This window comes from Nonomuraea sp. NPDC004702, from assembly GCF_053601695.1.
On record NZ_JBSGCE010000004.1, the window covers coordinates 179,955 to 205,832 of the forward strand.

Consider the following 25,878-nt stretch of genomic DNA (forward strand, 5'->3'; position numbering starts at 1 on the left):
CCGACCCCGAGCACCGGCGTTCCGGCGCTCGGGGCGGGGGCCGTCAGGCGAGGAGGGTCGCCAGGGCGGCGGCTGTGGCGGGGTGGTCGGTGAGGAGGGTCTCGACCTCGCGGTTCCCGGGCCCGGCGGCGGAGGCGGGCTGTTGCCAGCCGCCCTCACAGCCCAGCAGCTCCGCCACCGCGTCGCACGCCGCCGGATGTCCCGCCAGCAGCTCGGCGACCGGCCCGGACGCGACCGCGGGCGCCGCCTTCGGCGCGGCCGCCGGCGTCCTGGCCCACGGCGGTGTCCAGGCGTCGACCGCCGTCAGGCTGCCGGGGAACGTGCGCCCGGCCTCCCGGACGAGGACCGGCATCAGCTCGCCCGCCTGGTCGCGCAGCGTCGTGATCAGCTTCGGCAGCCACGGCAGCAGCACCTGGTCGGGCAGCCGTCCGAACGCCTTGGAGATCACCTCCACCACGAACCCGGACAGCGCCGGAGCCGGCTCCATCGCCTGCACGAACCCGGTGATGTACTGCGGGAACGACGGGATGACCAGCGGGTTGCCGAGCAGCTCGTCGCACCGCGACCGCAGCTCGGCCAGCGGCAGCAGCCCCAGCAGGTGCTGGGCGGCCCACAGCAGCGCCACCTTGGCCGGCGCCTCCGGATGCGACTGCCGCACCGCGATCTCCAGCTGCGCCCGGTCGCACCCGAGCGCCAGCGCCAGCCCCTCCATCGTGAACAGGAACCCGAGCATCGCCGACACCTGCCGCACCCCGGTGTCGTCCTCGACGAACGCGGTCGGGAGCAGGGTGCAGTAGTGGGCGTACCCCTCGGTCACGAACGCCTCGCACCACGCCGGCAGCGTGGGTTCGGCGGTGCGGTAGTAGGCCAGCAGGCGGCGGATGCGGCGCAGCACGTCGGGCGCGTCGTCGACGCCGCGCTCGCCGGCCAGCAGCTCCACCGCCCGCGCGCCCAGCTCGTCGGCGACGCGCCCGCCGCCCAGGTAGAGGATGGCGTCCTCGACGGCGGCCAGGGCCACGGCGGCGGTGGCGTCGGGCTCCCAGACCGCGCGCCGCAGCCGCTGCTCGACCACCTGCTCGATGGTGACGCCCTCGTAGCCGAGCTCGATGATGGCCCGCTGGTTGCGGCCGAGCGCGAGGTCCCAGCTCTCCTGGATGGCCCGCTCGCCGAGCTTGCGCTCGCCCATGATCGGCCGGGCCGCGTCGGCGGGCAGCACGAAGCGCAGCATCCACAGCAGGTCGGAGCAGGGCCGCAGCTCCGGGTCGGAGTGCAGGTCGAGCAGCGCCCGCTGGATCGTGCGCTTGTCGAAGTCGACGCCGAGCGGCCGCAGCCGGTCGTAGACGTTCTGGGCCAGCGGCGGCAGCGCGTCGTAGCCGACCGAGCCGATGCGGTCGCCGCCGAGCAGGATCTCGCACAGGCGCCGCACGTCGCGCCGGCCCGGCACGACGTCCTTCTCGATGCAGGTGACCGCCGCGTCCTGGAAGTCGTACGGCGTGGGCCTGGCCCGGTTGCGCATGCCGGCCAGCAGGATCGACGTCTCGAACACCGCGATGGCGTCGGCGGTGCTGGCGAGGTAGCCGTTGCGCCGGGCCAGCCGGACGATGTCGACGCTCCAGCCCAGCAGCTCGGCCTCGTCGAGCGCGTCGAGCGTCGGCGGCCTGGACAGGAACCCGGTCAGCCGGTCGGTGACCTGCGCCGGCGCGGCGGGCGCGGGCAGCTTGACCGGCCGTTTCCTGGCCCCCTTCTGCCCGCTGAGCTGGAACGGGGTCAGCTTGCTCCGCGTCACCGCCTTGGCCCAGGTGGCGGCGGCGATCGACACCGACCCCGAGGCCAGCCCGAACTGCGCCTCGATGGCCGAGTGGCTGGAGGGGATCAGCCCGTACAGCCAGCGGGTCGCGGTGCGGGGGCCGATCTCGTACGGGGCCGTGGCGGCCAGGCCGAACTGCTCGACGCGGCTGGCGGCGTGGAAGGCGCCGCAGACGTAGAGGCAGTCGGCCGGGTCGGCGCCCGAGGCGGACAGGTGCTCGCGCATCCTGGTCCACATGTAGCGCTCGCGCTCCTCGTCGCCGGCCAGCCGGTCGTCGTCGGGGCGCAACCGGCGGAACAGGCTGCCGATGAGGACCATGACCTGGCGGTAGGTGTCGTAGTCGGCGCCGGAGAGCGGCTGCTCGACGTACTGGTCCCACCACTCCGACCAGTGGCGGACCTTGCCGTGGTGGAGCAGGTGCTCCTCCAGCTCGGCGAAGCGGGGGCTCAGGTCGCCGATCTCCACGCCGACGGCGTCGCCGTGCAGGCCGGCCTCCTCCCCCGGTTTCGCCGGCTCCTCCCGTTCGCGCGGCAGCCACTGGAAGACGTGGTCGGCCGAGCGGTCGACCAGCACCAGCTCGACGCCCGGGGTCTCCAGCGCGTACGAGATGGCCTGGTACTCGGCCGACGCCTCGGTGATCGGGGCCACCACGCTCAGCGGCCCCGATCCCTTGGGGAAGCCGTCGAGGTCGGTCGCGAACGCCTGGAGCGCCACTGGGAGCCGGCAGTTGCGCAGCTCGGTCAGCAGCGGTGCCAGGTCTTCGCAGAGCTCCAGGTAGATGACCTTGGGCTGCTTCTCCCGCAGGCGGCGCACCATGGCCAGCGCCGAGGCCGGCGAGTGGTGGCAGACCGGGAAGATCTCCAGCTCCTCGCGCAGCGCCCGGTCGACGTCCTCGACGATGCCGGTGAGGATGGACGACACCGCGCCGTCGCCCGCGAAGGCCGCGGCGGCCTCGCTGAGCTGATCCTTCAGCGGTTGGAAGAGGCTCATGACAGGGTGGAGATGGCCTGGCGGCCGCCCTCGAGGAAGTCCTGCCACGGGCCGCCGTCCTTCTTGCTGCGCGGCTCGACCACACCGTGCCAGTACTTGTTGAGGATGGCCAGGTCTTCCGGGCTGCGCCGGGCCAGCGAGCCGACCAGCGAACCGGCCAGCGTCTCGGGGCGCAGCGTGCGGTCGCCGAAGAAGTGGCTGTGCAGGATGGCGTCCTCCAGCACGCCGATCTGCTCGGCCGTGGACAGCGCGGACTCCAGCTTCTCGTCGTCGCTGGTCGCCGAGGCGGCCGCGGCCCGCAGGTCGGCGAAGCTCTGCAGCAGGATGTCCAGCAGCGTGGGCGGCAGGTCGAGCTCGATCTGGTGCCGGCGCAGCAGCTCCTCGGTACGGAACCGGACGATCTCCGCCTCGCTCTTCTTGTTCGTCACCACCGGGATGCGGACGAAGTTGAAGCGGCGCTTGAGCGCGGAGGACAGGTCGTTGACGCCCCGGTCACGGCTGTTGGCGGTGGCGATGATCGAGAAGCCGGGCTGGGCGAAGACGATGTTGTCGTCGTCGAGCTCGGGGATGGAGACGTACTTCTCCGACAGGATGGAGATCAGCGCGTCCTGGACGTCGCTGGTCGAGCGGGTCAGCTCCTCGAAACGGCCGATCACGCCCTGCTCCATGGCGTTCATGATCGGCGAGGGGATCATCGACTCGCGCGACTGGCCCTTGGCGATGACCATCGAGACGTTCCACGAGTATTTGATGTGGTCTTCGGTGGTGCCCGCGGTGCCCTGCACGACCAGCGTGGAGTTGCGGCTGATCGCCGCGGACAGCAGCTCGGCCAGCCAGCTCTTGCCCGTGCCGGGGTCGCCGATCAGCAGCAGGCCGCGGTCGGAGGCCAGCGTCACGATGCTGCGCTCGACGAAGCTGCGGTCACCGAACCACTTCTGCGGGATCTCGCGGTCGAGCCCGTCGGAGCGCTCGGAGCCGAGGATGAAGATGCGGATCATGCGCGGGCTGAGCCGCCACGAGAACGGCTTGGGGCCGTCGTCGACCGACTCCAGCCAGTCGAGCTCGTCGGCGTACTTCACCTCTGCGGGGGCGCGCAGCATGTCACTCATGGTCGGGGGTTCTCCTAGGTGAGGAAGTTCTTGAGCTCGAAGACGAGCTTGCGGACGTGGCCGGAGAGCACGGGGGTGCCCAGGTCCTTGAGTTTCTGGCGGTACCACGGGTCGACGCTCTGGTGGCCGGAGCTGTTGACCGAGCCGACGGGGATGAACTTGACCCCCGAGCGGTGGATCGACCCGAAGTCGTTGATCAGCGAGCGGTTGTCGTAGAAGTCGGAGATCCACACCATCACGGTGTTGCGCGGATCGGCGATCTTCGGTCTGGCCAGGGCCATCGCGGCCGTGCCGTCGGTGCCGCCGCCGAGCGTCGTGCGCAGCAGCACCTCGAACGGGTCGTGCACCCACGGCGTCAGGTCGAGCGCGCGGGTGTCGTACGCGACGAGGTGCACGTCGACCTTGGGCAGGCCGGCGAAGATCGAGGCCAGGATGGTGCAGTTGACCATCGCGTCGACCATCGAGCCCGACTGGTCGACGACCACGATGAGCCGGGCCGGCGTGGTGCGGCGGGCCGTCTGCCGGTAGTAGAGCCGGTCGACGTAGAGCCGCTGGTCTTCAGGGCTCCAGTTGGTGAGGTTCTTCCAGATCGTGCGCTCGATGTCGAGGTTGCGGAAGACCCGCTTCGGCGGCACCGACCGGTCGATGACGCCCACGCTGGTCTTCTCCACCTGCGTGCGCAGCACCTCGGCGACCTCGTCGACGAACCTGCGGATGAGCGCCTTGGCGTTGGCGAGGGCGACGCCGGACAGGTTGGACTTGTCGCGCAGCAGCTGCTCGATGAGCGACATGCTGGGCGTGAGCTGCCTGGCCAGAGCCGGGTCGGCGAGCACCTCGCGCAGCCGCATGCGCTTGACCAGATCGCCCTCGATCATGGCGAGGACGGCGGCCAGCTCGTCGTTGCCCGGCCCGTTCCGCAGGCCGCCGGGCTCGCAGCCCATGCCCTTCTCGAACCAGGCGGCGTCCTGCTTCCAGCGGGCCAGGTCGCCCGCCGTGACGTCGCCCGTGCCGGTGGAGAAGACGTTGAGCAGCAGCTTGGAGACCAGGGCGGCGCGGCGCACCTCGCCGCCCTCCTCGTGCTCCTTGTCGGCCATCAGGTCCTGGAGCTCGGCGCCCAGCTCGGGGAAGCGCTGGACGAGCGTGTCCACCGAGACGCCGGGGTCGAGCAGCGCGGGCGGCAGCTCCAGGTCGCCGACGATGCCCATGCTGGCCGTCTCCAGCGCGGGCTGCTCGTCGGCCGAGAACAGCCGCGACATGAGCCGCCAGTACAGCACTTGGCGCCGGGTCTCGTCGGCGCTCGTGGTCGAGTCGGTCATTTCCGCAGCAGCCGTCCTGCCCGTTCGCGCAGCACGGCGACCACGTCGCCGGCCTTGGCCTCGGCCTTGACGACCTTGGGGTCGGTCGGGCCGTTCGCCCAGTCGCCGTTGTGCACGGTGACCGGCTTCTTCTTGACCGTGGCCTGGACGGCCAGCGGCTGCAGCAGCCAACTGCCGCCGTCGCGGCGCACCAGCCCGACGCACGCCGAGGACGCGGCCACCAGCTCCGGCGTGAGCGGGCAGCTCGCCGGGAGCCGGTCGAGGTCGAGGGCGAGCTTGTTGCCGCCCAGGTCGAGGGTGTGCCCGTCGACCGTGTACCCCTCGACCAGCACCGGCTCGGCGATGCGCACGGGGTGGCGGTCGAGCGGCGGCGTGGCCGGGGCGAGCGCGCCCGCGAGCTGCACCCGCGCGGTGGTGAACGGGTCGGCCTCGGCGCCGGTGCGGGCGCGGTCGTCGTGCCACAGCAGGTCGCCGCCGGGCAGCAGCGGCATGCCGTCGATCTCCACGGACCGGTGGTCGGCCAGCGCGCCCATGAGCACGGGCCGCCCGCCGAACAGCCGCCACACCGACGGGCCCACGATGGTGTCGACCTTGGCCGCCGCGACGCTCGTGCGTACCAGCCGGGTCGGGCCGCCGGCCTCCTCCAGGACGCCGTGCACCTGCACCCGGACGACCGTGGCGTGCTCGTGCACGTCGGCGCCGAGGATCAGCAGCCGCCCCGACACCGGCTCGGGCACGCCGTGCCACGGCCCGGACTGGGCGAGCAGCAGCCCGCGCGTCCACAGGTCGGCCCACCGCCTGAGCGGCAGCCGGTCCATCGTCGCCACCGGGGACGAGGCCCGCAGCTCGGTCGCCAGCCCGTCGAGCAGCACGGCGAGCCCGCGCAGCTCGGGCACCCCGAGCAGCGCCTCGATCGCCTGGTCGGCGCCGGAGACGAGGTCGTCGTCGACGCCCCGCCAGCCGGTGATCGCCAGCTCCCGCAACCAGACCCGGCACCCGGCCAGCAGGTTCTCCGGCACGCCGCCGGACGCCGCCCCGCCGCCCGGCCCGCCGCCCACGGACGCCGCCCCTGTTGTGGCGTCCGTGGCGGCGGCCGGCGGCCAGGGTGCGCGGCTGCGGCCCAGAGCCTGGTCGAGGCGGGCGAGTAGGGCGTCGTGCACCGCGCCGAACAGCGCGGCCCGCCCGCCGGCCAGCGCGGCCAGGTGCTCGTCGGCGACCGACCCCGCGGTCACCTTCTCCACCGCCTCGCCCAGCCGCTCGCCGAGCGGGGAGCCCGCGAGCGCGCCGGCCAGCGCGGCCAGCGCCGCGGCCGGCTCCTCGGCGACCCTGGCGAACCCGTGCCCGAGCGCGCCGTCGAACCCCGTGGCGAGCGCGAGCGCCTCCGCGACGCCGGCCGGCCCGTCGCCGGCCAGCTCTCCGAGCTGTACGTCGAGCATCAGCCCACCTTTCCCGTCTCGGGCCCCATCGCCGGGAACCAGTGGAGCTCGGCCAGCGGCTCGGTGCTGTCGGGCACCTCCAGGTAGGCCAGGTGGCGCAGGAACCGGCTGAACACCACGGCCGCCGGGGTGCGCTGGGGGGCGCCGTTCAGCGCGCTCATCAGGTGGCCGCCCTCGGGCACCTCGACGCGCAGGTAGCGGGCCACCCGGTCGAGGCCGTACTGGAGCACGGCCTCGTCGGCCAGCAGGCGGATGTGCTTGCACGCGTAGCCGTGCAGCGCGCCGCACGGGCGGTTGTTGTTGGTGCTGCAGCTCAGGTCGTGGGTGCCGGCGGCGATCGAGGAGACGTAGACCCGCTCGATGTCGGACCCGCTCGACACGACCCCCTGCAACCTGCCGTCAGCCAGCTCGACGAAGGGCACCTTCGCCAGCTTGCGCGGCTGGACCGGCGGCACCACCCGCACGACGCTGCGCTGCTCCCACGCGGTTTCGTCCGCGTCCAAGGTCTCGACCTCCAGTCTGACGGCATGCTCGCGCCGACAGCCAACTCCGATGGGCTTGATCAACAGACCCGGAAATCTACCGGAGGCCACCGACAGACCGGACGTGAACGATCATTCACATGAAGGTCGAGCACGCCGGAGGCCGTGCGCGGGCTCGCACCCCGCGCACGGCCTGCGCCGCTCAGGAGGTGGCGGCCGCCCAGGTGGGGTGGTCGCCGGGGCCGAGCTCCACGAAGCCGGGCAGCTCGCGCAGCGCCAGCTCGGCCCCGCCCGGCGTGTACGTCGCGATGATCCGCAGCGGCCGCCAGCCGGTGTTGAAGGTGGAGTGCAGCGTGCCCTTCGGGATGTAGATCGCCTCACCGGCCCTGACCGGGAACTCCGGGTCGTCGCCGACGGTCTGCCGCCCCTCGCCCTCGATGACGTAGAGGACCTCGTCGGAGTCGGGGTGCAGGTGGCGTTCGTGGCCCTTGTTCGGGTTGATGATGACCTCGCCGAACGTGGAGGACGCGCCCGGGACGGCGTCGGGCGTCACGTGCCATTTGATGGCCCCCCAGTCGAAGATCATCGTGGGCAGGGCGTCCGGTCGTCGGTGCATGGCGGGTTCCTCCCGGTCAGAGCTGCTTGAAGGCGCGGACCTGTTCGGCGATGGCCCGCTCGGCGGGCAGGCGTTCCATCGAGGACGCGCCGAAGAACCCGGCGACGCCGACCGTGCGCTGCTGGATGTGGCGCACGTCGTCGGGCTCGGCGATGGGACCGCCGTGGCACAGCACGATGACGTCGGGGTTGACGGCGACGGCGGCGTCGCGCATCTCCTGGATGCGCACGGCCGCCTCGTCGAGGCCGATCGCGGTGACGGCGCCGATGCTGCCCTTGGTGGTCAGGCCCATGTGCGGGACGAGGATGTCGGCGCCCGCCCGCGCCATGGCCGTGGCCTGCTCGGGGGTGAACACGTAGGGGGCGGTGAGCAGGTCGCGCTCGGCGGCCAGCCTGATCATCTCCACCTCCAGGTCGAAGCCCATGCCGGTCTCCTCCAGGTTCGCCCGGAAGACACCGTCGATCAGGCCGACCGTCGGGAAGTTCTGGACGCCGGTGAAGCCCATGTCCTTCAGCTCGTCGAGGAAGCGCGGCATCAGCCGGAACGGGTCGGTCCCGCACACCCCGGCCAGCACCGGCGTGTCCTTGACGACCGGCAGGACCTCCCCCGCCATCTCCACGACGATCGCGTTGGCGTCGCCGTACGGCATCAGGCCGGCGAGCGAGCCGCGGCCGGCCATCCGGAACCGTCCGGAGTTGTAGATGATGAGCAGATCGACCCCGCCCGCCTCGGCGGACTTGGCCGACAGCCCGGTGCCCGCGCCGCCGCCGATGATCAGCCGGCCGGCCTCCCGCTCGGCGCGCAACCTCCGTAGTGCCTCGTCGCGTCGCATCAAGCCCCCTTCTCGATCAGCCGGTGCAGCCGGTCGGCGGCCGCCACGGCGAACTGCGCGTCGTTGATGTCCTGGTCGCTCTGCACGACCTCGACGGCGGTGCCCGCGACGGCCGCGAGCACGGCGTCGAAGCAGGCCGCGTCGGCCGCCGGGTCGTGGAACGGGCCGCCCTCGACGTCGACGGCCGAGACGCCGCCGCGCGGCACGAACAGCGTGACCGGCCCCGACGCGCGGGCCAGCCGCTCGCCGATCGCCCGCCCGATCTCGGCGTTCTCGGCCGGAGTGGTGCGCATGAGCGTCACCGTCGGGTTGTGCACCAGGAGCTGCCGTGACCTGAACCGTTCCGGCACGGTCTCCATCGGGCCGAAGTTGACCATGTCGACGGCGCCCAGGCTGACGACCTGCGGGATGCCGGCCCGCCCGGCGGCGGTCAGGCGGTCGGGGCCGGCCGACAACACGCCGCCGACGAGCTCGTCGGCCAGCTCGGTGGTGGTCAGGTCGAGCACCCCGGCGAAATGGCCGCCGGCCGCCAGCGCCTCCATGGCCCGGCCGCCCGAGCCGGTGGCGTGGAAGACCAGCACCTCGTAGCCCAGGGACTCCAGCCGGGCCCGCGCGGCGTCGACGGCGGGCGTGGTGACGCCGAACATCGTGGCCGCGACAAGTGGTTTGTCCTCCCCGGACGGCTCGGCGCCGGCGTCGTAGGAGGCGGCCATCGCGCTGATCGCGGCGGCGGCGTTGGTCAGGATGCGGCGGGAGACGGAGTTGACGCCCGCGACGTCGACGACGCTGTACATGAGCGTCACGTCGGTCTCCCCGACGTAGGCCGAGACGTCGCCGCTGACCATGGTCGAGACGAGCAGCTTGGGCAGGCCGACGGGCAGCGCCCGCATGACGGCGGCGGCGATGGAGGAGCCGCCGCTGCCGCCGAGCGCGAGCACGCCGCTCAGCTCGCCGCGGGCGTGCAGGTCCTTGGCCAGGGCGGTGGCCCCGGCCGCCATGGCCGCGAGCGCGGCGCCGCGGTCGCCGGCGCTCCTGAGCCGGTCGAGGCCGGTGCCCGCGGCCCGCGCGACGGCCTCGGCGGGGACGTCGGCGGCCAGCGCCGGGGCGCCCATGACGCCGGTGTCCATGAGGACGACGCCCTGGCCGGCCCGGATGATCAGGTCGCGGACGAGGGCGTACTCCTCCCCCTTGGTGTCGAGGGTGCCCAGCAGCAAGACCGCCATGTCAGACCTCCTACGATCGGCCTTCCGACCTTACCCCGGCGATCTCCGCGTGGCGGATGCCCAGGACGTCCACGCCGTGCTCGGACAGCGGGCGGGAGCCGAAGATGCGGCGTTCCTCCTCGGTGATGGCGACATCGTTGATGCTGGCCTCCCGGCGGCGCATCAGCCCCGAGGCGTCGAACTCCCACTGCTCGTTGCCGTAGCTGCGCCACCACTGGCCGGCGGCGTCGCGGGACTCGTACTGGAAGCGCACGGCGATGCGGTCGCCGGTGACCGCCCACAGCTCTTTGCGCAGGGCGTAGTCCAGCTCGCGGGCCCACTTGCGGCGCAGGAACTCCGCGATCTCGGCGCGGCCGGTGACGAACTCGCCGCGGTTGCGCCACACGGAGTCCTCGGTGTACGCGAGCGCGACGCGCTCGGGGTCGCGGGTGTTCCAGGCGTCCTCGGCGGCCTGGACCTTGATCCGGGCGGTCTCCTCGGTGAACGGCGGGACGGGCGGGCGGGTCATGGGCTGTCCTCTCCGATCGAGAGAACGGGCGTTCTCCCGGGTTGTGCGCTAGCGTAGAGAACGACCGTTCTCCGCGGCAAGCACCTGGAGGGGTGTCATGGATCACGAGCAGCGGCTGCTGGACGCCGCGGGCGACCTGTTCTACCGCCGCGGCGTGCAGGCGGTCGGCATGGACGAGATCCGGGCCGCCTCCGGCGTCTCGCTGAAACGCCTCTACCAGTGTTTCCCGTCGAAGGAGGCGCTGGTCGTGGCCTATCTGCGGCGGCGCGACGAACGCTGGATGGCCTCGCTCACCGCGTACGTGGCCGAGGCCGGCGACCGCATCCCGGCGGTCTTCGCGTGGCTGGAGCACTGGTTCACCGAGGACGACTTCCGCGGCTGCGGGTTCGCCAACGCCTTCGCCGAGCTGGGCGCCGGTTCGGCCGTCGTCCGCACGGCGGTGCGCGAGCACAAGGAGCGCCTGCGCGCCTACCTGCGCTCGCTCGCCGAGGAGGCCGGAGCCGGGGACCCCGGCCTGCTCGCCGAGCAGCTGCTCACCCTGATCGACGGCGCCACGGTCACCGCGATGATCTCGGAGGAGCCGGGCGCGGCCCGCTCGGCCGGGCAGGCCGCGGCGGTCCTGATCCACCGGCACCGGCGGCCCTGAAACGCGAAAGAGCGCACTCCCCGCGGGGAGTGCGCTCTTCGCTCGGCAGGATCAGGCGGCGTACGACGGGTAGCCGTAGCCGACGACCTGGGAGGTCGGGCGGACACGCTGCTCGACCTTGCCGTTGCCGGTGTTGCCCTCGATCGTGGAGATCGTGCCGTCGCCGTTGTCCTTGACGACGAAGCCGACGTGCTGGATGTCGTTCAGGCTCTTGCTGCCGCTCCAGGAGAAGAAGACGACGGCGCCCGGCTTGGCCTCGGTGCCCCAGCGGTCGTTGGCGGCGAACCACTTGGCGTGGGTCACGGTGTAGGCGTCCCAGCCGACCTGCGGGCGGGCGCCGGTCTGCTCGCCGACCCAGGAGACGAACATCGAGCACCAGGGGGCGTTCAGGTACATGGCGCGGTTGCCGCCGTCACGCGCGGCGGTCTCGGCGGCGCGCTGCGAGTCGGCGTACCACTTCTGGAACTTGGTGCCGCCGCCGTTGGCGTCCTCGGAGGTGCCGACCTGGGCGCGGGCGGTGGCCAGCACCTGGGCGGCGGTGACGTTGACCTTGCCCTTGGCGCTCTCGTCGGCGGCGCGGTGCTGCGCGACGAGCGGCTGGGCGGCCACGCCGGCGACCTTGGCGGTCTGGGTGGCGGTGTGGGCGGTGGCGTGGGTGGTGTCGGCGTTCACTGCCGCGTGCGTGCCGAGCACGCCGGCGACGGCGGTCGCGCCGAGAGCGATCTTGGCGAGGTCGAGCTTGTAGGCACGGTGAAGACGGTGCTTGGCCATGAGGGTGTTACTCCTTGAGCTTCCGTGCCGCTTGCCGGGTTAGCTGACGGGTTCGGGCGGGAAGCTGCCCTACGGCACCACGGTGCCGATTCACCCCATTGGACACATGGGTCCCCGGTTCCGCGCACAGGCGGATTCAGCGGTCTCTTGGTCAGGCAAAGGGCTGACGCATCGTCTTCCCGGGCCCGGGAAAGGGCCTGAAGGTATATGTGCGACGCCCGGATGCGGGGATTTCCGCATCGACTCTGTACAACACGGGTCCCGCTTGGGTAATTCCCAGGCAATGCCATCCCTACCTGGGACGACTCCCCGTTCGGCTGTGTACAACCAAGCTACCCGGCGAGTAATTCCCAGGCAAATGGAGGCAATGCATTCGACGCTGCGTGGGAGAAACGCTACGCACCGAATCGCTTCACGCCACGTGCGCCTTTATCGCCACACTCGTGAGCGCCAGCAACAATTCCAGATCGGGCTCGGCGTCGACCTGTACGGCGACCCAGGCGCGGTCGCGGCAGGCATGGACCTGGTCGCACGCCCGCAGGTACGGCTCCAGGCGGCCGATGGCGGGGGCGGTGAGCCGTACGTGGATCTCGTCCCGGCCGGCCAGGCGCAGGATCTCGGTTCCGTGTACGGCGAAGGTGACCTGCTGACCGGTGCCGCTGACGTTCAGCGACGGCCAGGACCGTAACTCCGCGACCGCGCGGACCACGTAGGGCCCGCGTCGCGTGGGCTTCCGCCGCCAGGCGGAGATTCCTGCCACGCTCCAATGCTGAGCCACGGCTCACCCCGCCGTCAGCCCCCGTTCCTGAACCGTTATCCCCTCGTGAACGGGCGCGTCCGGGGTCTGACCGGCACGATTACGGACACCTGACCGATACGTATTGACGCTCCCCCAGGCAGAAGCTACCGTCGATTCACAACTTAAAGGAAACTTTCCTAATAGTTTCCCCAGAAGTCTCCCATCCCACTCCCCACACACCCCCCAACGGATGTCGGAGCGACATGAAACACACCATTCTGAGCAAGGTCCTGGCGGGAATGGCGGCGTTGGCCCTGCCCCTCACCGCGGCCGTGGCCGCCCCGGCGCTCGCCTCCGCCAGCACGGTGGCGTACGCGGCGGCCTGGGCCCCGTGGACCGCCTACACGGCGGGCACGGTCGTCACCTACAACGGCGTCGACTACGTCTGTCTCCAGGCGCACACCTCCCAGCCCGGCTGGGAGCCGCCGAACGTGGCGGCGCTGTGGAAGGTCTCCGGTGGCGGCGGCAGCGACACGACCGCGCCGTCCGTGCCGGGCAACCTGCGCTCGACCGGCGTCACGGACACGAGCGTGGCCCTGGCCTGGAACGCCTCCACCGACAACGTGGCCGTGACCGGCTACGAGGTCTACCGCGGCGGCACCCTGGTCACCACCGTCACGGGCACCACGTACAACGACACCGGCCTCACCGCGAACACGGCCTACAGCTACACCGTGCGGGCGCGTGACGCGGCCGGCAACCGCTCGGCCAACAGCAACCAGATCTCCGCGACGACCACCGGCGGCGGTGGCGGCGACGACAAGACCCCGCCGTCGGTCCCCGGCAACCTGCGCTCGACCGGCGTCAGCAACAACAGCGTCTCGCTGGCCTGGAACGCCTCCACCGACAACGTGGCGGTCACCGGCTACGAGGTCTACCGCGGCGGCACCCTGGTCACCACCGTCACGGGCACGTCGTACAACGACACCGGCCTCAGCGCCAACACCTCCTACAACTACACCGTGCGCGCGCGTGACGCGGCCGGCAACCGCTCGGCCGACAGCAACCAGATCACCGCGACCACCACGGGCGGCGGCGGTGGCGGCGGCAACAAGGTGCTGGGCTACTTCGTCCAGTGGGGCATCTACCAGCGCGGCTACCACGTCAAGAACATCGACACCAGCGGCTCGGCGGCCAAGCTGACCCACATCAACTACGCGTTCGGCAACGTGCAGAACGGGCAGTGCACGATCGGCGACAGCTACGCCGACTACGACCGCTTCTACCAGGCGGGCGAGAGCGTCGACGGCGTCGCCGACACCTGGGACAACGGCGCGCTGCGCGGCAACTTCAACCAGCTGCGCAAGCTGAAGAAGAAGTACCCCAACCTGAAGGTGCTCTTCTCCTTCGGCGGCTGGACCTGGTCCGGCGGCTTCGGCCAGGCGGCGCAGAACCCGACGGCCTTCGCCGACTCCTGCTACAAGCTGGTGGAGGACCCCCGCTGGGCCGACGTCTTCGACGGCATCGACATCGACTGGGAGTACCCGAACGCCTGCGGCCTGACCTGTGACACCAGCGGCGCGGCGGCGTTCAAGAACGTGATGTCCGCGCTGCGCTCGCGCTTCGGCGCCAACAACCTGGTCACCGCGGCCATCACCGCCGACGGCAACGACGGCGGCAAGATCGACGCGGCCGACTACGGCGGCGCCGCCCAGTACGTCGACTGGTACAACGTCATGACGTACGACTTCTTCGGCGGCTGGGACGCGCAGGGCCCGACCGCCCCGCACTCCCCGCTCACCACCTGGGACAAGATCCCGGTCCCCGGCTTCTACACCGACAACGCCATCCAGAAGCTCAAGAGCAAGGGCGTCCCGGCCGCCAAGCTGCTGCTCGGCATCGGCTTCTACGGCCGCGGCTGGACCGGCGTGACCCAGGCCGCGCCCGGCGGCACGGCGACCGGCCCGGCGCCCGGCACGTACGAGCAGGGCATCGAGGACTACAAGGTCATCAAGACCCGCTGCCCGTCCACCGGCACGGTCGCGGGCACGGCCTACGCCTACTGCGGCAACCAGTGGTGGAGCTACGACACGCCGAGCACCATCGGCGGCAAGATGAGCTACTCGAAGAACCAGGGCCTCGGCGGCGCGTTCTTCTGGGAGCTCAGCGGTGACACCACCAACGCCGAACTCCTCACGGCCATGAAGAACGGCCTCGGATAAGTTCGCACGTCAGGGGCCGGTCCCGGGTTTCGGGGCCGGCCCTTCGCCGTGCCCGGCGCGCCGCAGGACGGAACGCGGACGCCTTGGGAGAAGCTGGTCACCGGGGGGTGAACGACGATTCTCTGGGGTGGCGGGCACAGGCGGCCCTTCTTCACGACACCGGTGTTCCTGGTCGGCCTGATCGGGATCACGGTGCTGGTGGTCGGGCTGGACAGGTTCACCGGCGGGGGCGCGGAGCTCGTGCCGGTGCTGATCTTCCTGCCCGCGATCGTGTCGGGGCTGGGCTCGGTGTGGCAGACGGCGGTCGCGTCGGTGTGGGTGCTGGCGGTGGTGTCGGCCTCGGTCGCCTATCTGGGCGGCAATCTGCGGACGAACCTGGAGGTCTCCGGCTTCACCGCGGCGTTCGGGCTGATGAGCGTGGTCGGCGCGAGCTACCGGATCCAGCGCGAGGAGGAGGTCCGCCGGTTGCGCTCGGCCGCCGCGGCGTTGCAGCGGCAGCTCGTCAGGCCGCTGCCGCTGCGCTCGCTCGACGTGGTCGTGGACGGCCTCTACCAGCCCATCGAGGAGGACACGATGGTGGGCGGCGACATGTACGAGGTGGCGCCGTCGCCGTACGGGACCCGGGTGATGATCGCCGACGTGCAGGGCAAGGGGCTGCCCGCGATCGGCGCCGCGCTGGCCGTGCTGGGCGCCTTCCGGGAGGCGGCCTACCGCGAGATCTCCCTCATGGGCGTGGCCGACGCCCTGGAGGACGCCGTGATCAGGCACAACAGGTTCGCCGCGCACACCGGCGAGCCCGAGCGGTTCGTCACCGCGCTGCTGCTGGACATCGGCCCGGAGCTGGAGGTGGACGCGGTCAACTGCGGGCACATCGCGCCGTACCTGATCCACGGCGGGAACGCCGGGCAGCTCTGGCTCGGCGAGCCGGAGGTGCCGCTCGGCCTGGCCGGGCTGGCGGGCGAGCCGCGCCACGGCGCGCGCTTCGCCTTCCCGCGCGGGGCCTCGCTGCTGCTGTGCACCGACGGCGTGACCGAGGCCCGCGACCGCGACGGCTCCTTCTACCCGCTGGAGCAGCGGCTGCGCTCCTGGGCCCGCGACCCGCCGGCCAGGACCGTCGAGGCTCTGGCCGCCGACCTGAACACCTTCACGCACGGCGCGCCGCGCGACGACATCGCGGTGCTCATCCTGCGCCGGACCGGATCGTGACCGCCCGAGCGACGGGACGGCAACTATTAAGAAAGTTTCCTAACAGAACGCATTGACGGCCCTGGTCACCAGGCTTACCTTCCGATCAACCCCCCAGTCATGCCCCATCGGAGGTGGCCTTGAAGCCCACACGCCTACGCGCGGCCCTGGCCGCGTGCGGCACCTCACTGGTCCTCATCGCGGGAGCCCTGGCCGGTACGGCCACCGCCGCGGCCGACAACGCCGCCTGCCGCCCGGACGGCCTCTACCAGACCCCCGGCGTGGACGTCCCCTACTGCCTGGCCTACGACGAGGACGGCCGCGAGAAGATGGGGGCCGACCACCCCCGCCGCATCATCGGCTACTTCACCAGCTGGCGCACCGGCAAGAACGGTCAGCCCGCCTACCTGGCCGGCAACATCCCGTGGGGCAAGGTCACCCACATCAACTACGCCTTCGCCCACGTCGACGGCAGCAACAAGATCGCCGTGGACGCCGACGCGACCGCGACCGAGTGGCCCGGCGTCGCCGGCGCCGAGATGGACCCGGCCTACGCCTACAAGGGCCACTTCAACCTGCTGAACAAGTACAAGAAGCAGTACCCCGGCACCAAGACGCTGGTGTCGGTCGGCGGCTGGGCCGAGACCGGCGGCTACTTCGACGCCAGCGGCGCCCGCGTGCCCTCCGGCGGCTTCTACTCGATGACCACCAACGCCGACGGCTCGGTCAACCAGGCCGGCATCGGCACGTTCGCCGACTCGGTCGTCGCGTTCGTGCGGGCGTACGGGTTCAACGGCGTCGACATCGACTACGAGTACCCGACCTCGATGAAGGACGCGGGGAACCCGCTCGACTGGACCATCGCCAACGCCCGCAGGTCGAGCCTGATGAAGGGCTACGCGGCCCTGATGAGGACGCTGCGCCAGAAGCTGGACACCGCGGCCGCCGCCGACGGCAGGTACTACATGCTGACCGTCGCCGCCCCCGCCTCCGGCTACCTGCTGCGCGGCATGGAGACCTTCCAGGTCACCCAGTACCTGGACTACGTCAACATCATGTCCTACGACCTGCACGGCGCCTGGAACGAGTTCGTCGGCCCCAACGCCGCCCTGTACGACGACGGCAAGGACGCCGAGCTGGCCAAGTGGGGCGTCTACACCGCCGCCCAGTACGGCGGCCTCGGCTACCTCAACACCGACTGGGCCTACCACTACTTCCGCGGCGCGATGCCGGCCGGCCGGATCAACATCGGCGTGCCGTACTACACGCGCGGCTGGAAGAACGTCAACGGCGGCGCGAACGGCCTGTGGGGCACCTCCAACGGCCCGAGCGGCAGTTGCCCGCAGGGCCTGACCACCTGCGGCGACGGCGCCCGCGGCATCGACAACCTGTGGCACGACGAGGAGAACGGCAAGGAGGTCGGCGCCGGCTCCAACCCCATGTGGCACGCCATGAACCTGGCCAAGGGCATCGCCGGCTCCTACGGCCCCGCCTACGGCCTGGACCCGGCCAACGACCCCGAGGACCGGCTGACCGGCACCTACACCCGCAACTACAACGCCACCCTGACCGCCCCCTGGTTGTGGAACGCCGCCAAGAAGGTGTTCCTGTCCACCGAGGACGACCAGTCGCTCGGCGCCAAGGCCGACTACGTCAGGAACCAGGGCATCGGCGGCGTGATGATCTGGGAGCTGGCCGGCGACTACGCCTGGGACGCGGCCAAGGGCGAGTACTTCATGGGCCAGACCCTGACCGGCCTGCTCTACGACAAGCTCAGGACCGCCGCCCCGTACGGCGCGGCCAAGGCCAAGGTGGCCGTCCCCGCCGAGAAGGTGGACGTCACGATCGAGGCCACCGGCTTCCCCGCCGGCGACAGCAACTACCCGATCAACCCCAAGCTCGTCATCACCAACAGGACGCAGACCACCATCCCGGGCGGCGCGGAGTTCCAGTGGGACTACGCGACCTCCGCCCCGAACAACGCCAAGGACCAGTCGGGCTTCGGCCTGCGGGTGATCAGCAGTGAGCACACCGGCAACAACATCGGCGGGCTCAAGGGCGACTTCCACCGGGTGTCGGTGAAGCTGCCCACCTGGCAGACGCTCGCCCCCGGCGCGTCGGTGACCCTCGACTACGTGTACTACCTGCCCGTCCCCGGCCAGGCGAACTACACGCTGACCTTCGGCGGCAGGACGTACGGGCTGGTCCAGGACCTGGCTCGGGGCGGCGTCGCGCCCAGCCCGAGCCCGACCCCGACCGTCACCCCGACCGGCGGCGCCTGCACCGCGCCCGCCTGGAGCGCGACGGCCGTCTACAACGGCGGCCAGCGCGTCTCGCACAAGGCCCACACGTGGGAGGCCAAGTGGTGGACGCAGGGCCAGGAGCCCGGCACCACCGGCGAGTGGGGCGTCTGGAAGGACGTCGGCGCCTGCTGAGGCGGCGCCGCCGGCCGGCGGGCGGGACGTCGCGCGTCCCGCCCGCCTCCGCCGGCGCGGGCCCTGCGGCGAGGTCAGGTACGCAACCACCTGGAGCAGCCTCTTGCGACGTGACCGTGGGCTACGGAAGGATCGCCAGATCGAGCCCCACCGGTATCCGTAACCCCATGCGTATACCGAGGCCCGTCACCCCCCGCATGGACGACATGGAGAGGCTGTCGTGCAACCTCAGGAGAGCATCGAGCAGTTCGGCTACCGTCAGGAATTACGCCGCGGGGTCGGACTGACCGACCTCGTGTTCTACGGCCTGATCTTCATGGTGCCGATCGCGCCGTTCGCGATCTTCGGCCCGGTCTACAAGGCCTCGGGCGGCATGCCCGTCCTGGCGTACCTGGTGGGCATGGTCGCGATGTTGTTCACCGCGGCCTCCTACGCGCAGATGGTCAAGGCCTTCCCGCTGTCGGGGTCGGTCTACAACTACGCGGGCCGCGGCATCGCCCCGTCGGTCGGCTTCATGACCGGGTGGGCGATCCTGCTCGACTACCTGCTCGTGCCGAGCCTGCTCTACCTGGTCGCCTCGATCGCCATGAACGCCAGCGTGCCGGGGGTGCCGGTCTGGGGGTGGCTGCTCGTCTTCGTGGCCGTCAACACGGTGGTCAACCTGCGCGGCATCCGGATGACGATCACCCTCACCAAGGTGCTGATCACCTGTGAGCTGGTCGTGCTCGGCCTGTTCGTGCTGATCGGGATCTGGGCCCTGCTCCAGGGCAAGGGCCACGGGTTCAGCCTCTCACCGCTGTTCAACCCCGACACCTTCTCCTGGCCGGTGATCTTCGCCGCGGTCTCCGTCGCGGTGCTGTCCTTCCTCGGCTTCGACGGCATCAGCATGCTCGTCGAGGAGTCCGCGGGCGGCTCGGCCCAGGTGGCCAGGGCCATGCGGCTGGCGCTGATCCTGGCCGGGCTGCTGTTCGTGGCCCAGGTCTGGGTGGCCGCGCTGGTGGTGCCCGACCCGGCGGGCCTGCTGAACACCGGCTCGGAGACCGCCTTCTACGACGCCGCCGCCTCGGCGGGCGGCGAGTGGCTGCGGCACGTCACCTCGACGGCCACCGCCATCTCCTGGGGCTTCGCCGACACCCTGGTCGCCCAGGTCGCCGTCTCCCGCCTGCTGTACGCCATGGCCCGCGACCGGCAGCTGCCGGCCTTCCTCGCCAAGGTGTCGGTCAAGCACTCGGTCCCGGCCAACGCCATCCTGCTCGTCTCGGCCCTGTCCGTCGGCATCGGCCTGTGGGCCTCGCAGCTCAAGGAGGGCGTCGGCCTGCTGAGCAGCCTGGTCAACATGGGCGGCCTGATCGCGTTCGTCGTGCTGCACGTGTCGGTGATCGTCCACTACCGGGTCCGGCAGCGCTCGTCCGACTTCTGGTCGCACCTGGTGGCACCCCTGATCGGCATGGCGATCCTGATCTTCGTGATCGTCAACGCCAACATCCTGGCCCAGCGGGTGGGCCTGATCTGGCTCGCCGTCGGCGTCGTCGTCCTCGGCGTCCTGTACGCCCGCGGCCGCCGCCCGGTGCTGGACGGCGACGACAAGGCCGGCCTGACCGGGATCCGGTCGCCGTGACGCGGCCGCCGCTCCACCACGAGCTCTTCCTCATCGCTCACGACCAGTCCGGCAAGCCCCTGGTGCACCAGCACTCGATGGCGCTCGGGCTGGCCGGGGCGGTGCTGCTCGACCTGGCGCTGAGCGGGCGCGTCACGGTCGGGCAGGGCCGGATCGCCGTCGTCGACCCCACCCCGGTCGGCGACGCGGTCGTGGACTCCCTGGTCCCGCTGATGGCCCGCGACCGGGCCGAGGGCGAGGCCAGGTTCTGGATCAAGAAGCTGGCCGAGGACGCCTACGACCGCACCCGGCAGAGCCTGGTCACCGCGGGCGTGCTGGTCATGGTGACCAGGCGGCGCATGGGCATGTTGCCGTACACGCGGTACCAGCTCGCCGACATCGCCTCGGTGGTGCGCGCCTCGGCCGGGGTGCGCTCGGCGGTGGAGGGCTGGAAGCAGCCCGACGGGCGCGGCGCGGCGCTGTGCGGGCTGGTGGGGGCGCTGCGGCTGGAGGCCGAGCTCTACCTCGACCAGCCCTCGGCTCGGCTCGTCGAACGCCTCCGGGAGATCGCGGGCGAGCACTCCCCCGTCGTCAGGGAGGTCGTGCAGCTGATCGACGACATGCTCGGCGAGGCCGCGGTCGCGGTCTTCCGCTGACCGCGGCCCCCTTCGAGAGCCGCTGGTCAGCCGAACAGCTCGCGGATCTGGCCGGCGACCTCCACGATCACCGACACCTCGGCGGCGCGGGCCGACAGCCGCTTGAGCGCGTCGAGGACGCGGGAGCGGTCGGGGTCGGCCTGCTCGATCTCCTGGCGCACGTCGGCGACGTCGCGGCGGGCCCGCGCGGGCTCGGTCACCTCCGCCTCGTGCTCGGCGAGCAGGCGTTCCAGCCGGTCGAGCAACCGGGCCGCCTCGCCGGGGGCCGTGCCGCCCAGGTTGTTGACCGTGGCGCGGGAGTGCGGGCCCACCGCGATCGGGCCGCTCACCTCGCCGCCGCTGATGTGCACGCCGTACGAGCCCGGCGTGGGGGTCTGCTCGTTCGTCACGCGCCCTGTCCTCCCAGGTTGTTGACCGTCGCCGCGGCCTGGTTCCCGAAGGCGACCGGGCCGCTGACCGTGGCGCCGCCGCTGACCGACAGCGTGTTCATGGTCACGCTCGCCGCCTGCAACCGGTAGGCGCCGGTCTCCACGCCCTTGTCCTCCAGGAAGTCGAGGACCGCCTCGGTGAGCCGCTGCTCGATCATCCGCACGTACTTGGAGACGTCGAGCACCTGGATGTGGGTCTGCAGGTCGTCGCTCGCGCCCAGCTCCCGGACGCTGAAGCGGGCGCCGTAGGGGTAGACGATGTGCTTGCGCGGGTCGGGCGCCAGCATGTTCTGCCGGACGGCCTGCACCCCCGTACGGACGAGCCGGGCGGGCGCGGCCAGCACGTCGCGCAGCAGCCGCAGCTTCAACGACCTGACCGCCTCCCAGGCGATGCGGCCGCCGGTCATCGTGGGCAGCCGGTCGACCACGTGGTAGGGGCCGTGGGCGGGCGGGAGCACGGTGACCACGAACTGGGTGTAGAGCATCCGTCCCTCGACGGCCAGGTAGATGAACGCGGAGGTCAGCGCCTCCTGATCCTCGGCGGGCGCGACGAGCCGGCCGTTGCGGTCGCGGATCTCCTGCCCGGCGTTGTTGATCGTGACGCGCTGGTAGTAGCGCACGCCGCCCTGCGGATGGCGGACGATCGCCTCGATCTCCTCGGGTGTGGCGTGGGACCTGGGCAGGCCGTTCTTGCCGATCAGCGGATGGGACACCGGGGCGCCGCCGTCGTGCCAGTCGGCCACGGTGAAGATCCCCCTGGTGACGACGTGGTCGCCGATGTCGAGCCGCTGGATGCCCTCGTTGGGACGCAGCACGCGGTCGCGCATGTCCTTCAGCCGCTCGCGGACGAAGGCGTGCAGCTCGACGGGGTCGAGGTCGACCGGGTCGTCCTGGCGGCGCGGCGGGCCCTCGCGGCCGCGCACCCGGTCGAGCTCGACGGCGATCGACCAGGTCCTGGCGATGGACCCGGCGCCCATGAAGGCGTCCTCGTTGGCGTACATGGTGATGTTGCCCCACTGGGCGCTGCGCACGTAGTCGACGCGATGGGCGGTGCGGGGGCCGGTCGCGCCGGTGACCGGCTCGGGCGCGCCCGGCCGCAGCGTGCCGGCCAGCGTCATGTACGTCGCGATCCGGTAGACCAGCGCCACCCCGAGCGTGGTGAAGGGCACGGCCATCGCCAGCGCCAGCGTGCCGAGCCCCTGGCCCAGGACGTCGGCGACGCCGTAGGAGGGGCCGTCGTCGTAGAACGAGGAGCTGGACAGGCTCTGCAGCAGCAGCACGGACAGCGCGGTGGAGAACACCGCGGCCAGCAGGAGCAGGGCCATGCTCGCGGCCCAGAACCAGAGCATGGCCCGCAGCACGAGCGAGCCGCGCCGGACCCGCCCCGACGTGAGCAGCACCAGCGGGACGAGCGTCGCCACCCACGCGATCGTGGTCAGCGGGGAGATCACGAACCCGACGAGGAAGAACACGGTGATGAGCGCGTCGCGGACGACGAGCATCGAGCGCGAGCGCCGGCAGTGGTGGATCACCGGGATGAGGTCGAAGCCGCCGTAGGACGGGGGGACCGCGCGGTAGGGGTCGAACATCAGCTCGCCCAGCACCCGGTCGCGGAACCCGCTGTCGAGGTAGGCGGCGGCGCTGAGGTAGCGGGTGACGTTGCTCATGCGGGGCACGCGGGGGTGGGCCCTGGTGTCCCGCGTGGAGCCGGTGGCGCCGGAGCTGTCGACGGCCATGACCCTCCTTCGTCGGTGAACCCGGCCGAGCTTATGAGGGGCGAGTGCTTTGGGGGGCTCGTTGTTATCAAATAGTCTCGTTCACCGGAAGTGAAGCTCGGGACAAAAGCCCGATAAATTGAAATTCTTCCCTTTACGGAGCATTACGGGAGGGTGTATTGGTCCACCATTCAGGCGCCGGGGGGCGGTGCGGGCGATGCGGCAGCGACACCGGCGCCCTCACCCAGTGCCCCCGCTGCGGCGCCCTCCTCCCCGCCCCCACACCCCTCACCCCCACACCTCCCGCCTCCTCCGGCCCCTCACCCGCCGACCCCACATCTCCCGCCTCCTCCGGCCCCTCACCTGCCGGCCCCACAGACACCGGCGCCCCACCCGGTGGCCCCGGTTCCCCGCCCGCCGGCAGTGGTGTCCCGTTCACAGGGGTCGGCACGCCGGGCGCCGGCGCCGGTGGTGTCCCGCCTGTGGTGCGCTCGTCCGGGGAGGGGGCGTTCGCCGGTCTCTCACGGGGGCCGCTGGGGGACGATCATCCGCCGCCGCCCTCGCGGTCGCGTCCGCCGGGGTGGCGGCGGCCGGTGGCGCTGGCCAGCGTGGCGGCGGCGTGCGCGACGACGGCGCTGGTCTGGTGGGTGGCCGGGAGCCGCCCGTCCGCTCCGGCGGAGGCGGGCGGGCGCTCTGGCGGCGCGACGTCGGCCGTCCAGCCGCAGACCTCGGACGAGGCGACGGAAGACCCGGCGACCGGGGACGCCACCCCCACCGGCGACCCGGCCGCGAGCACCGGCCCGACACCGAGCGCGGACCCCACGGCAGGTGCGGCCGGGCAGGCCGGGCGGGTGGACGAGCTGCTGTCCAGCAGCAGTTCCGCCCGTTCCAGCCTGTCGGCGGCGATCGCGGACGCGACCGGCTGCCGCCGGTCCGGCGTGACCACGATCGAGGACATCACCGCCGGCCGCCGCGACCAGCTCGCCGCCGCCCGAACGCTGGAGGTGACGGCCCTGCCCGAGGGCGCGGCGCTGAAGCAGACGCTCATCGCCGCACTCGACGCCTCCTACGACGCCGACACCGCCTTCCTCTCCTGGGCCCGGCGCCATCTGGCGGGCGGCTGCACCGGCCCGGTCTCGGACGATCGCGATTACCGGCGAGGTCTCAGCAGATCGGAGGCCGCGCAGACGGCGAAGGCGCAATTCGCGCAGGCGTGGCGGCCGATTGCGGAGACATATGGCCTGACAATATGGAAAGCCGACCAGATCTAGCCATATTGGCCCATAATTCAGCGTAAGCACCGAAATTCCGAGCGCCGATCGACGAGAGGCCGGCGACAGGTCTCGTCAGTGACACGAAGGAGTGCTGCGATGTTCCTGCCAGGCCGGGTGTTCCGGCTGGCCGCGGGTGCGGCGGCCGGGTACCTGCTCGCCGTGCGCCCCTGGCACCTGCGCTGGGGCGCGACCGACAGAGAGGTGCACGAGGACCTGCCGGGTGACGACATCGTGCCGCTCCCCCAGCTCCAGGCCACCCGTGCCGTCACCGTGGACGCGCCGCCGCCGGTCGTGTGGGCCTGGGTGGTCCGGCTCGGCGGCTACCCGGGCCCGGGCACCCGTCCCGGCACCCGTCCTGGCGCCGGACCCGACGCGCGGGCGGAAGCAGCCGGCGAGCCCGCGCAGCCCCCGCACGACCTCAAGCCCGGCGACGTCATGGACGGCGGCGCCTTCGTGGTCGAGCGGATCGAGCCCCCGCACAGCCTCGTGCTGGCCGACCGCGGCGCCGACGCCACCACGACCTGCTCCATCGCGCTCCGCGACACCGGCGGCGGCACCCGGCTGATCTACCGGCTCCGGATGCGCGGCGAACCCACCGTGCGCGGCGCCGCCCACGTCGCGATGACGGACGTCGGCGACTTCGTCGCGATGCGCAGGCAGCTCCTCGCCGTCAAGACGGGAGCCGAGTCGGCGAGGTGAGCCACTGAGCCGAGCCGGTGAGCCCAAGCGGCCGAACCGAGCAGGGCCGGGCCGGGGCCGGGGGCAGGGCGGGGCAGGGCCGGGGGGCAGGGCAGGGCAGGGCCGCGGGGCAAGGCCGGGGGCCGGGTGGGCGGCCTGGTTCGGGTTCTTCGCCGCTGCCTTAGGGTTCATGCTGTGGATCAACGGGCAGCGAGCGCGACCGCCGAACGCGCATCCGCCGGCAAGCGTCCCTCACCCCGGCGGCGCAGGCGCTGGTTCGCCTGGACGGTGGTCGCGCTGCTGGCGGCCTGGGCGGCGCTGCGGGTCGGCGGCCTGGAGACCGGCTCCTTCCTCATCCAGCTCATGACGGTGACGCCGATCGGCGCGGGGCTGGCCGCGCTGACCGCGCTGCTGGCGGTGCTCAGGCGCAACCGCCCGGCGGGGCTGAGCGCGGCCGTCGTGGGCATGGTGTTCGTCGCGTGCCTGATCCCGCGGACGTCCGGGGTGGAGCCGGGCAAAGTGATCGAGGGCGTCCCGCTGCGGGTGTTGTCGGTCAACCTGTTCGGATGGGCCGACGCCGAGACCGTGGTCCGCCTGGTGCGCCTGTACGAGATCGATGTGTTCAGCGCGCTGGAGCTGACCCCGGACGCGGTCCGGCGGCTCGACCAGGCGGGGCTGCGCAAGCTGCTCCCCTACCGGGTGCTCCAGGCCGCGGACGGCGCGATCGGCAGCGGCCTGTTCGCCAGGCACCCGCTGCGGCCGCTGCGGGGGCTGTTCACCCCGATCGGCCACAACATGCCGGCCGCCACGCTGTCCCTGCCCTCGGGCGGCAAGGTCGAGGTCGTGGCGGTGCACCCCGACCCGCCGCTCGGCCGGATGGCGGCCGAGTGGGACGCCTCGCTCAAGGCGCTGCCGTCCCCGTCGCCGTCGGTGATCAGGATCCTGGCCGGAGACTTCAACGCCAGCCTCGACCATCGCGCCTTCCGCGACCTGCTGGCCAGGGGTTACGTCGACGCGGCCGACCAGGTGGGCAAGGGGCTCGTCCCGACCTGGCCCAACAACAGGGCGATACCGCCGATCATCACGATCGACCACGTGCTGGCCGACCGCCGGGTGAACGTGGCCAGTACGGAGATCCTCGACGTGCCCGGCACCGACCACCGCGGCGTCTTCGCCGACCTGCGCGTGCCCGCCATCGGCTGACCCGCCGCTG

Annotated in this window: 23 protein-coding genes and 1 riboswitch; of the genes, 9 read left to right on the plus strand and 14 right to left on the minus strand. The window is 71.8% G+C overall.

From position 1 onward, the window contains the following. Window positions 1–43: 43 nt before the first annotated feature. From ACWEJ6_RS07795 to ACWEJ6_RS07835, 9 genes are all read right to left on the minus strand, one after another. Complete coding sequence (locus ACWEJ6_RS07795) at window positions 44–2,797, minus strand: DUF5682 family protein (RefSeq protein WP_452422223.1); 2,754 nt, start codon at window positions 2,795–2,797, stop codon at window positions 44–46. Further along, the gene (locus ACWEJ6_RS07800; protein ID WP_358292378.1) at window positions 2,794–3,906 is read right to left on the minus strand and encodes an ATP-binding protein; all 1,113 of its coding nucleotides are present in this window, start codon (window positions 3,904–3,906) and stop codon (window positions 2,794–2,796) included. Before ACWEJ6_RS07800 ends, ACWEJ6_RS07795 begins: the two co-directional genes overlap by 4 nt. Window positions 3,907–3,920: 14 nt before the next feature. Further along, a complete protein-coding gene (locus ACWEJ6_RS07805) occupies window positions 3,921–5,222 on the minus strand; it encodes a VWA domain-containing protein (RefSeq protein ID WP_358292376.1) in 1,302 nt (433 codons plus the stop codon). After that, entirely contained in the window at window positions 5,219–6,658 is a 1,440-nt protein-coding gene (locus ACWEJ6_RS07810; RefSeq protein ID WP_452422226.1) for a hypothetical protein, read from the minus strand. Before ACWEJ6_RS07810 ends, ACWEJ6_RS07805 begins: the two co-directional genes overlap by 4 nt. After that, complete coding sequence (locus ACWEJ6_RS07815; RefSeq protein WP_387672859.1) at window positions 6,658–7,161, minus strand: hypothetical protein; 504 nt, start codon at window positions 7,159–7,161, stop codon at window positions 6,658–6,660. Before ACWEJ6_RS07815 ends, ACWEJ6_RS07810 begins: the two co-directional genes overlap by 1 nt. Before the next feature lie 181 nt (window positions 7,162–7,342). Beyond that, the gene (locus ACWEJ6_RS07820) at window positions 7,343–7,756 is read right to left on the minus strand and encodes a cupin domain-containing protein (RefSeq protein ID WP_364339387.1); all 414 of its coding nucleotides are present in this window, start codon (window positions 7,754–7,756) and stop codon (window positions 7,343–7,345) included. A gap of 16 nt (window positions 7,757–7,772) precedes the next feature. After that, the gene (locus ACWEJ6_RS07825) at window positions 7,773–8,588 is read right to left on the minus strand and encodes a phosphoenolpyruvate hydrolase family protein (RefSeq protein WP_364339389.1); all 816 of its coding nucleotides are present in this window, start codon (window positions 8,586–8,588) and stop codon (window positions 7,773–7,775) included. Further along, on the minus strand, window positions 8,588–9,811 hold the full coding sequence (locus ACWEJ6_RS07830) for a Tm-1-like ATP-binding domain-containing protein (protein WP_387672853.1): 1,224 nt from the start codon (window positions 9,809–9,811) through the stop codon (window positions 8,588–8,590). Before ACWEJ6_RS07830 ends, ACWEJ6_RS07825 begins: the two co-directional genes overlap by 1 nt. A gap of 10 nt (window positions 9,812–9,821) precedes the next feature. Next, the gene (locus tag ACWEJ6_RS07835; protein WP_452422229.1) at window positions 9,822–10,319 is read right to left on the minus strand and encodes a nuclear transport factor 2 family protein; all 498 of its coding nucleotides are present in this window, start codon (window positions 10,317–10,319) and stop codon (window positions 9,822–9,824) included. A gap of 97 nt (window positions 10,320–10,416) precedes the next feature. Between ACWEJ6_RS07835 and ACWEJ6_RS07840 the strand changes: the two genes are divergently transcribed. Further along, entirely contained in the window at window positions 10,417–10,965 is a 549-nt protein-coding gene (locus tag ACWEJ6_RS07840) for a TetR/AcrR family transcriptional regulator (RefSeq protein ID WP_452422231.1), read from the plus strand. Between the two features lie 51 nt (window positions 10,966–11,016). Here ACWEJ6_RS07840 and ACWEJ6_RS07845 read toward each other — a convergent pair whose 3' ends face one another. Then, window positions 11,017–11,736, minus strand: coding sequence for a CHAP domain-containing protein (locus tag ACWEJ6_RS07845; RefSeq protein WP_452422233.1), 720 nt, complete (start codon window positions 11,734–11,736; stop codon window positions 11,017–11,019). A 14-nt stretch (window positions 11,737–11,750) separates the two neighbouring features. Then, window positions 11,751–11,888: riboswitch (cyclic di-AMP (ydaO/yuaA leader) on the minus strand. A gap of 260 nt (window positions 11,889–12,148) precedes the next feature. Beyond that, window positions 12,149–12,496 carry a luciferase domain-containing protein gene (locus ACWEJ6_RS07850; protein WP_452422235.1) on the minus strand — a complete coding sequence of 116 codons (348 nt, stop codon included), beginning with the start codon at window positions 12,494–12,496 and terminating at the stop codon, window positions 12,149–12,151. Between the two features lie 242 nt (window positions 12,497–12,738). Between ACWEJ6_RS07850 and ACWEJ6_RS07855 the strand changes: the two genes are divergently transcribed. The 5 genes from ACWEJ6_RS07855 to ACWEJ6_RS07875 all read left to right on the plus strand — a co-directional run bounded on the left by ACWEJ6_RS07855 (window position 12,739) and on the right by ACWEJ6_RS07875 (window position 20,570). Further along, window positions 12,739–14,697: a glycosyl hydrolase family 18 protein gene (locus tag ACWEJ6_RS07855; protein ID WP_387672841.1), complete on the plus strand. Its 1,959-nt coding sequence runs from the start codon at window positions 12,739–12,741 to the stop codon at window positions 14,695–14,697. Between the two features lie 162 nt (window positions 14,698–14,859). Beyond that, complete coding sequence (locus ACWEJ6_RS07860) at window positions 14,860–15,903, plus strand: PP2C family protein-serine/threonine phosphatase (RefSeq protein ID WP_452422237.1); 1,044 nt, start codon at window positions 14,860–14,862, stop codon at window positions 15,901–15,903. A 119-nt stretch (window positions 15,904–16,022) separates the two neighbouring features. Beyond that, window positions 16,023–18,317, plus strand: coding sequence for a chitinase C-terminal domain-containing protein (locus ACWEJ6_RS07865; protein WP_452422239.1), 2,295 nt, complete (start codon window positions 16,023–16,025; stop codon window positions 18,315–18,317). Between the two features lie 220 nt (window positions 18,318–18,537). After that, entirely contained in the window at window positions 18,538–19,935 is a 1,398-nt protein-coding gene (locus ACWEJ6_RS07870; RefSeq protein WP_387672833.1) for an APC family permease, read from the plus strand. Continuing rightward, entirely contained in the window at window positions 19,932–20,570 is a 639-nt protein-coding gene (locus tag ACWEJ6_RS07875) for a GOLPH3/VPS74 family protein (protein WP_387672831.1), read from the plus strand. Before ACWEJ6_RS07870 ends, ACWEJ6_RS07875 begins: the two co-directional genes overlap by 4 nt. Before the next feature lie 26 nt (window positions 20,571–20,596). Here the strand turns inward: ACWEJ6_RS07875 and ACWEJ6_RS07880 are convergent, their stop codons facing one another. From ACWEJ6_RS07880 to ACWEJ6_RS07890, 3 genes are all read right to left on the minus strand, one after another. Further along, window positions 20,597–20,959: a hypothetical protein gene (locus ACWEJ6_RS07880; protein WP_452422242.1), complete on the minus strand. Its 363-nt coding sequence runs from the start codon at window positions 20,957–20,959 to the stop codon at window positions 20,597–20,599. Beyond that, window positions 20,956–22,734: a hypothetical protein gene (locus ACWEJ6_RS07885; protein ID WP_452422244.1), complete on the minus strand. Its 1,779-nt coding sequence runs from the start codon at window positions 22,732–22,734 to the stop codon at window positions 20,956–20,958. The genes ACWEJ6_RS07880 and ACWEJ6_RS07885 overlap by 4 nt, the downstream gene beginning before the upstream one ends. 523 nt (window positions 22,735–23,257) lie before the next feature. Next, window positions 23,258–23,671, minus strand: coding sequence for a hypothetical protein (locus ACWEJ6_RS07890; RefSeq protein ID WP_452422246.1), 414 nt, complete (start codon window positions 23,669–23,671; stop codon window positions 23,258–23,260). Here ACWEJ6_RS07890 and ACWEJ6_RS07895 point away from each other — a divergent pair. The 3 genes from ACWEJ6_RS07895 to ACWEJ6_RS07905 all read left to right on the plus strand — a co-directional run bounded on the left by ACWEJ6_RS07895 (window position 23,652) and on the right by ACWEJ6_RS07905 (window position 25,868). Beyond that, the gene (locus ACWEJ6_RS07895; RefSeq protein ID WP_387672821.1) at window positions 23,652–23,984 is read left to right on the plus strand and encodes a hypothetical protein; all 333 of its coding nucleotides are present in this window, start codon (window positions 23,652–23,654) and stop codon (window positions 23,982–23,984) included. The two genes, ACWEJ6_RS07890 and ACWEJ6_RS07895, sit on opposite strands and share 20 nt — an antisense overlap. Window positions 23,985–24,083: 99 nt before the next feature. Further along, a complete protein-coding gene (locus ACWEJ6_RS07900; RefSeq protein ID WP_452422248.1) occupies window positions 24,084–24,686 on the plus strand; it encodes a hypothetical protein in 603 nt (200 codons plus the stop codon). Window positions 24,687–24,860: 174 nt separating this feature from the next. Next, a complete protein-coding gene (locus ACWEJ6_RS07905; protein WP_387672816.1) occupies window positions 24,861–25,868 on the plus strand; it encodes an endonuclease/exonuclease/phosphatase family protein in 1,008 nt (335 codons plus the stop codon). Window positions 25,869–25,878 lie beyond the last annotated feature (10 nt).